This window comes from Vibrio sp. Vb1574 (assembly GCF_033338675.1).
The window spans coordinates 48212-54211 of sequence record NZ_JAWOTC010000032.1 but is presented as its reverse complement, the minus strand read 5'-3'; the positions used below and the strand labels follow the sequence as shown (position 1 = coordinate 54211).

The 6000-nt window shown below is 44.4% G+C and carries 5 protein-coding genes and 1 riboswitch; of the genes, 2 read left to right on the top strand and 3 right to left on the bottom strand.

Annotated elements, in window-relative coordinates; translation table 11 throughout:
- Nucleotides 1-596 precede the first annotated feature (596 nt).
- Complete coding sequence (locus R7O12_RS17460) at nt 597-1052, top strand: RNA-binding protein (RefSeq protein WP_017636066.1); 456 nt, start codon at nt 597-599, stop codon at nt 1050-1052.
- On the opposite strand, the gene murI is transcribed toward R7O12_RS17460, so the two are convergent.
- The 3 genes from murI to btuB are packed head-to-tail and all read right to left on the bottom strand — an operon-like array spanning nt 1015 to nt 4437.
- Nucleotides 1015-1818, bottom strand: a complete 804-nt coding sequence (gene murI, locus R7O12_RS17455) for a glutamate racemase (protein WP_005389694.1) — start codon at nt 1816-1818, stop codon at nt 1015-1017. The genes R7O12_RS17460 and murI overlap by 38 nt on opposite strands.
- Before the next feature lie 31 nt (nt 1819-1849).
- On the bottom strand, nt 1850-2542 hold the full coding sequence (locus R7O12_RS17450) for an ATPase (RefSeq protein ID WP_318105931.1): 693 nt from the start codon (nt 2540-2542) through the stop codon (nt 1850-1852).
- A gap of 59 nt (nt 2543-2601) precedes the next feature.
- Nucleotides 2602-4437 carry a TonB-dependent vitamin B12 receptor gene (btuB, locus tag R7O12_RS17445; protein ID WP_318105934.1) on the bottom strand — a complete coding sequence of 612 codons (1836 nt, stop codon included), beginning with the start codon at nt 4435-4437 and terminating at the stop codon, nt 2602-2604.
- A gap of 55 nt (nt 4438-4492) precedes the next feature.
- Nucleotides 4493-4693: riboswitch (cobalamin riboswitch) on the bottom strand.
- A 184-nt stretch (nt 4694-4877) separates the two neighbouring features.
- Here btuB and trmA point away from each other — a divergent pair.
- A complete protein-coding gene (gene trmA / locus R7O12_RS17440; RefSeq protein WP_017636070.1) occupies nt 4878-5987 on the top strand; it encodes a tRNA (uridine(54)-C5)-methyltransferase TrmA in 1110 nt (369 codons plus the stop codon).
- Nucleotides 5988-6000 lie beyond the last annotated feature (13 nt).

The following is a 6000-nucleotide window of genomic DNA, read 5'->3' as shown; positions in this document are numbered from 1 at the left end:
GCCGCCAGCGTTCAATCTGAGCCATGATCAAACTCTTCAATTTAAGATTTTGTTCGGCTCAATGAATACTGAACATTACATAAGTAATGTTTGAATTGACTGTGCTGAATCCGAAGATTCAATGGTCACTTCGTTTCATTGAAACCTAATTTGATACCGAGGTATCTAATTGGATTATCATCAACGAGTGCCCACACAGATTGATAGGTTCTTATTTTTAAAGAGCTTTTCTAACATTTTCAGCAACTTAGTTGCTCGTCGTTAGGGGGGCGTATCTTACTTCACACCGTGAGAGAGTCAAGCATTTTTTTCAAATTCTTTTTTCTCTCTTCTCGACTCGCTGTGTGACTTTCGTCTCACTCCGTGTCGGTGGATGCGCAGTATAGGGGGTTGAGAAATTAGTACAAGCGTTTTTTGCAAATAAAAAACCAACCGGTCACAAATTATCCAAAAGTGCGATATTTGCATATTTCTTCGTCACATTTGAGACATATCACAGCAATTGGTTGGAAAAACACCAACCATATACGTAAGATTCATGTGTCTATTCTGTTAATGGACAATCGATCTCTTTATCACTATGTGTAGTAATTAAAATGACGTCTAAAAAAAATCTGATTTTATGTGTTGGGCTGGCCATCGTTGGGGGAATCATCTTCTCTCAATTCATCATCCCACCAGCCTTGAGCTTCCTCATTGGTGTTATCGCTACTGCTTTTCTTTTTTCATTTTCTAGCAAAACACCTGTTCTTCAATCTTCGGATCCTGATCCTTCAACTAAAACGCTGTATGTCGGCAACCTTCCTTATAAGGCCAATGAGAGTCATGTTCGCGATTTGTTTGCTGAATATGGACAGGTCTATGCGGTACGCTTAATGAAAGATAAGCGTACTGGAAAAAGAAGAGGGTTTGGTTTTGTAGTGATGGCTGCGGCAGATGCCAAGCCAGCTATCGCTAAACTTAATGAAAAGGAATATATGGAGAGAACGCTAAAAGTGAGAATTGCGAACGATCCTAAACATCCGGATGGTGGTAAACCTGAACAGGATTAAAACCTAGCTTCTTTAAACAAATGTTCAGTGCATCTTCCTGCCAAGGAGTTGCACTGGCATAAATCGACTTACTTCCCTCTTCTGTATCCTCAATTTCATCACTTAATAGCAATGCTTTTACTCGACGTGCAATCGCTGCGCCTGAATCAATTAAAGTAACGTCCCCACCCAAAGCTTGATGAATCTCCTCTTTGATTAAAGGGAAGTGAGTACAACCGAGCACCGCAACATCGACTTTATCGCGAAGGGGAAGCAGGATATTTGTCAGTTCGTCGAGAGAAACGCTGTTGCCCCGCAATTTCTCTTCGGCCATATCTACCAAGCGAGTTGATCCCACCAGCTCAACTGGTTTACCTTGCGCAAAGTCCCGTATTAACTCGTGAGTATATTGGCGTGTTACTGTCGCCGGAGTGGCGATCAGCCCTACTCCTTTTGATGCTAAAAGCGATGCGGGTTTAATCGCAGGGACAACACCAACAACGGGAATCGATAAATTTTCGCGTAAGGAAGGAAGCACTATGGTGCTCGCCGTGTTGCAAGCAATGACAACAATGTCGACTTGGTGTTCTTCGACTAATGAAGAGACCAGTTGGTTAACTCGTGAAATGAGTACAGCCTGATCGAGTTCACCATAAGGGTAAGCCTGATTATCGAATAAGTATAAGTAGTCTAGCTGGGGCAATAGGCGATGTATCTCTTGGAATACAGAAAGGCCACCAACACCGGAGTCAAAAACTAGGACTTTTTTCTTACTTGCTACTCGCACGAGCCTTACCTAAAGAACAGAAACGTTGCGATCATACTGCGTAGATTTGTTTTGGCAATGCTTTAGCATGGTATCTTTGACGGCTGAATCTATCTCCAGATTCTACATCTCGCTTCGTCAACTCGATATGTCCTTGAAAAGATGGCGAAGACGTGACCAATGTGTGAAATTCACCATTTTCCCCACAGGGATCAATTTGACTTGGTAATGACTCTATTAGGGCTTTGTCATACCAGCGACCACACCATTCTGGAGGGAGAACTCTTCCGTCGATGGTGATTAACATCGTTTGAATACCACGCTCTATGATTTCCATCGCTAGTTTTTCGCTGCTCTCCCCTAATAGAGGAAAGACGCATTCCCAGCCAACAGGTTCAATATAGCTGCGTCGGTAATCGGCAATGCCATTACAAAACATATCACCAAATGCGACAGCTTCTATGTTCAGACCACTACTTTGTAATGCATTAACGATGGTCGATTGATAAATGTCGTTACTTGGAAAGATTTCAGGTAGCTCGATAGTAATGAGCGGAAGCGCAAGTAAGTCTGCTTGCATTTGTACGACTTCAAGCGGAGTTGCTTGGAAAGGGACTTCTTTCCCTACGTAAGTCGTGTACAAACCGACAACTTGATAATTTGGATTCTCGTTAAGGCGCTCAAGCGTTAATGTCGAATCTTTACCACTGGACCAACTGATCACCACTCGCTTGGGTTTCTTCATTCGATTTTCCACCACAAAATATTAAAAACCGCCCGAAGGCGGTTTGTGCTCATTCACGATTAGAATTCGTAGCCAACGTTGATATAGTACGCTCGCTCTGCAGCGGGGTAACCTTTTGCCATCTCATACTCTTCATCAAGTAGATTATCGATACGAGCGCTAATAGAGGTCGACTCATTCGGATAGTAAGTCACCGCCGTATCAACCAACGAGTAAGAAGAAAGCGTAATATCTTGTGAAGGCCAAGTGCTGTAATCCACATCTGAACGCTTACCGACGTACTGATAGCTAACCGACCAATCCACTTTATCGAAGCTCACTAAAGCATTCCACTTATACATTTCTTTAGCGCGGCGCTGCAACTGATGCCCTTTATCGTCTTCAGCATCTTTGTAATCTGCACTCAACTGGTGCTGCACAATCCCTGTATCAAACTCAGCAACAAGCTCCACACCTTGGATATGTGTTTCACCATCGACATTCAAATATTTGTATGTGGTTGGATGGTAATCGATAAGATTCGTGATTTTATAGTCATAACCCGTTACGGACCAAAAAACGCCTTGGACATCACCGCTGAATGCTAGCTCCCAAGCATCTGACTCTTCCGGCTTCAGATCTTTCTCACCGTATGTTGGGTCATACTGTTGATATAGGTTTGGAGCCTTAAACGCAGTACCAAAAGAGGCTTTAACCCCAAACTCTGGTACAAACTGGTAACCAGCCGCTAAACTGTAAGTGAACTCACTACCGTATTCTTCGTTATCATCAAGGCGAGCACTGCCCTCGAGCATTGCTTTATCAATACTAGTGGTTGCCATACCAAACAGAGCGCCATTAGTCCGATCAAACGTTTTATTCGCACTCTTGTCTTTATAAGACTCGTTGCGCCAATCAATACCACCAGCCAACGTCGTATTGTTGTTTAGCAAGTAACTGTTGGTCCACTGGACATTTTGCTGCTCAAGTTCATCTTCAGTACCTGAGTGTTTGCCTTTTGCTTGCTCATAGTTCCAAGACTTCTGTTTCTGTGCCGTTACTTGCAGTTCTGACATCACATTATCAGACTGATACTTACCGCCCAGAGTGACAGAAAGATCGTCTTTTTCTGCTTCGTAGTAACCGCGACTGCCGTAGCTGCTGTCATATTGATAAACATTTTCGTAAGCACGTAGGTTACCAAATGCAGACCACTGGTCATTGAAGTTGTGCACGTAACCTAGCAGACCATTCTTTGTATCAAAGCCATGGCGATCGCCGTCATTAACTCCCAGTACAGGACGAACGTTATAACCATCATCACTTTCACTACCAAGCGCGATATTTAGCTGGCCGCTCTCTGTGACTTTAATACCAGATGCCACACTCAATTCCTGGTAATCTAAGCTGCCTAAACCCGCACTTAACTTCGTTCCTTCTTCGTCAGCACGCGCAATGGTGATGATATTGATCACGCCACCAATCGCTTCTGAGCCGTAAAGTGACGCACGCGCACCACGCACGTACTCAATACGTTGAACGTAAGTAAGTGGGATTTGGTTAAAGTCCACAGCGCCCTTCGCTGCTCGTGCAAAACGTACGCCATCAACCAGTACTAAAACTTGGTCGGAACTGGTTCCACGAACAAATAAAGACGCTAACTGACCACGACCACCATTTTGTGAAACTTGAATTCCGGTAAGGCGACGCAATACATCTGGTAGGGTTTTCGCTTGAATGCGATCGATGTCTTGTCGAGTAACTACTTCGACATCTGCCAACGTACGGCTTTCGGCTTGCTCAAAACGGTTTGCAGTAACAACGATGGTTTCGTCAGTGGAGGTTTCTTGGGCCTGTAGATAAGAGACAGGTGAAAGCAGCGATGCCAAAGTGATCGCCAGTGCGGATTTTCTCATTGTATTGTCCTAAATCGCGTAATTCCTTCCGAGCCCTGTCATCATGACAGTCCAGTGCTGTGGCTCAGTTGTTGGCAGGTATTCGGACTCAAGAGCACGGGTGTACCGCCTACTTGCTCGACTTCCCACATAAACTAATGCAGTGTCTGATGAGCGTTCGTTCTCTTTTACCGCTGCGCGTCAGTTCTGGATTCACACCAGATTCCCATTTCAGCCATCTAGATTGCTAGATAGCACCAACTTGAGGCAAATATTATTCAGCTATTGATTATTTGTCCAGCCAATATTGCCCTTAGAAGTTGTAACGTTTTGATTGATTTTGCTTTCTACTCTGCCTGTACGCACTATCTTTAAATCAATTCCAGTACAAAACTGGACATCCTATTGAGATTGAATAAAATCTGCGCTCTTAAATTGAATGCACCATAAAAGGTAAGATCATGGCTACTCTTGATGTAAACCCACAACGCTACCAAGAACAACTGGCTGAAAAAGTCGAACGTCTCACTGATATGTTCGCGCCATACAACGTGCCAGAACTGGAAGTGTTTGAATCACCAGAGCAGCATTACCGTATGCGTGCTGAGTTCCGTGTTTGGCATGAAGGTGAAGACCTGTACTACATCATGTTCAACCAAGAGACTCGTGAGAAATACCGCGTAGACCAATTCCCAGCAGCCAGCCGTCTGATCAACGATTTGATGCCGCTATTGGTTGAAGCGATGAAAGACAACGACTCACTACGTCGTAAACTGTTCCAAGTGGATTTCCTATCGACGCTAAGTGGTGAGATTCTGGTTTCACTCCTTTACCATCGCCAACTTGATGAAGAGTGGATTGAAAACGCGAAAGCCCTTAAACAGCGTTTAAATGATGAAGGCTTCAATCTAAACATCATTGGTCGTGCTCGTAAGATGAAGATTGTCCTAGACCGCGACTACGTGATCGAGAAGCTCGATGTAAATGGTCAAAGCTACATCTACCAACAAGTAGAGAACAGCTTCACTCAGCCGAACGGCAAAGTCGCAGAGAAGATGCTGGAATGGGCGGTCGACTGTACCCAAGAAAGCACTGGTGACCTACTAGAACTTTACTGTGGTAACGGTAACTTCTCGCTGGCGTTGGCACAGAATTTCGACCGCGTACTGGCAACTGAGCTAGCGAAGCCATCTGTGGTATCTGCACAGTACAACATCGCTGCCAATAAGATTGATAACGTACAAATCCTACGTCTATCAGCAGAGGAATTTACTCAAGCGATCGAAGGTAAGCGTGAATTCCGTCGTCTACAAGATGCAGGTGTAGATCTGAAGAGCTACAACTGCAATACGATTTTTGTCGACCCACCACGTGCTGGGATGGATGTCGATACTTGTAAAATGGTGCAAGGTTACGAGCGCATCATGTACATCTCTTGTAACCCTGAGACTCTAAAAGAGAACTTGGACACTCTATGCGAAACACACAACGTAACGCGTTTTGCTCTGTTTGACCAATTCCCTTATACCCACCACATGGAAGCGGGCGTGCTATTGGAACGCAAAGCGTAACCCACCGCGTCAA

Bases quoted from the DNA above. Each gene is read 5' to 3' on its own strand.
- btuB (WP_318105934.1), bottom strand. From the start codon at position 4,437: ATGAGAAAATCCGCACTGGCGATCACTTTGGCATCGCTGCTTTCACCT.
- R7O12_RS17460 (WP_017636066.1), top strand. From the start codon at position 597: ATGACGTCTAAAAAAAATCTGATTTTATGTGTTGGGCTGGCCATCGTT.
- trmA (WP_017636070.1), top strand. From the start codon at position 4,878: ATGGCTACTCTTGATGTAAACCCACAACGCTACCAAGAACAACTGGCT.
- R7O12_RS17450 (WP_318105931.1), bottom strand. From the start codon at position 2,542: ATGAAGAAACCCAAGCGAGTGGTGATCAGTTGGTCCAGTGGTAAAGAT.